The 1,691-nt window shown below is 50.0% G+C and carries 1 protein-coding gene; it reads left to right on the forward strand.

From position 1 onward, the window contains the following. Positions 1 to 31 precede the first annotated feature (31 nt). On the forward strand, positions 32 to 1,603 hold the full coding sequence (gene dnaA / locus ACTHUE_RS18060) for a chromosomal replication initiator protein DnaA (RefSeq protein ID WP_107769141.1): 1,572 nt from the start codon (positions 32 to 34) through the stop codon (positions 1,601 to 1,603). Positions 1,604 to 1,691: the final 88 nt, after the last annotated feature.

Below are 1,691 nucleotides of genomic sequence, written 5' to 3' on the forward strand. Positions count from 1 at the left end.
CCCAAATCTTCCATTTTCCGAGCTTAATCTCATGACGTTAGCTGAATTTTGGCCGCTGTGCCTTTGCCGCCTTCACGAAATGTTGCCTGCCGGGCAGTTTGCGCAATGGATTGCGCCTTTGACCGTGGGTGAAGAAAACGGCGCATGGGTGGTGTATGGTAAAAACCAATTTGCCTGCAATATGCTCAAAAGCCAGTTTGCCACCAAAATTGACGCCGTGCGTGCCGAATTGGTGCCTCAGCAGGCTGCTTTCGCGTTTAAGCCGGGCGTAGGTGTGCATTATGAAATGGCGGCTCAGGCTGTTGCGCCGGTGCAAGTGCAAGAAGTCATTGAAGTTGAAGAGTGTGTAGAGCCTGTTCAAATGCCTTTGCAAACTGCTGCGCCAATGGAAGAAGATAGGCCGTCTGAAACGGTTTCCAAGCCTGCCACTGCCATGACGGCTGCCGAGATTTTGGCGCAACGCATAAAAAACCTGCCGCATGATGAGCCTCAAGTGCAAACTGCTGCTCCGGCTGAATCTAAAGCAGTTGCCAAAGCCAAAACCGACGCGCAACACGATGCGGAAGAAGCGCGCTACGAACAGACCAATCTGTCGCGCGACTATACATTTGAAACTTTGGTGGAAGGTAAGGGCAACCGCCTTGCCGCCGCAGCTGCCCAAGCGATTGCTGAAAATCCGGGGCAGGGTTACAACCCGTTTTTCTTATACGGTAGTACCGGTTTGGGTAAAACCCACTTGGTGCAAGCCATCGGCAACGAATTGCTGAAAAACCGTCCTGATGCCAAAGTGCGCTATATGCACTCGGACGACTATATCCGCAGCTTTATGAAGGCTGTGCGCAACAACACTTATGATGTATTCAAGCAACAATACAAACAATATGACCTGCTGATTATCGACGATATTCAGTTCATCAAAGGCAAAGACCGTACGATGGAAGAGTTCTTCTATCTGTACAACCATTTCCACAACGAGAAAAAACAACTGATCCTGACGTGCGACGTATTGCCTGCCAAAATCGAGGGTATGGACGACCGTCTCAAGTCCCGTTTCTCATGGGGCTTGACTTTGGAACTCGAACCGCCCGAATTGGAAATGCGCGTGGCGATTTTGCAGAAAAAGGCAGAAGCAGCCGGCATCAGTATCGAAGACGAAGCCGCTCTGTTTATCGCCAATCTGATCCGCTCCAATGTGCGTGAGCTGGAAGGCGCGTTCAACCGTGTCAGCGCCAGCAGCCGTTTTATGAACCGTCCTGTCATCGACATGGATTTGGCGCGTACGGCTTTGCAGGATATTATTGCCGAGAAACACAAAGTCATTACTGCCGACATCATCATAGATGCGACAGCCAAATACTACCGTATTAAAATCAGCGATATATTAGGCAAAAAACGTACGCGCAACATCGCCCGTCCGCGCCAAGTTGCCATGAGCCTGACCAAAGAGCTGACCACGCTCAGTCTGCCTTCTATTGGCGATGCCTTTGGCGGCCGCGACCACACGACTGTGATGCACGGTGTTAAAGCGGTGGCGAAACTGCGTGAAGAAGATCCCGAATTGGCGCAAGACTACGAAAAACTGCTGATTTTGATTCAGAACTGACCCAATGCAATATTCAGACGGCCTGATGTCAATGTGAGGCCGTCTGAATACAAAAAATATTTTAAAATACCCAAATCAACCGATTTCA

The organism is Neisseria sp. P0021.S005, from assembly GCF_051956955.1.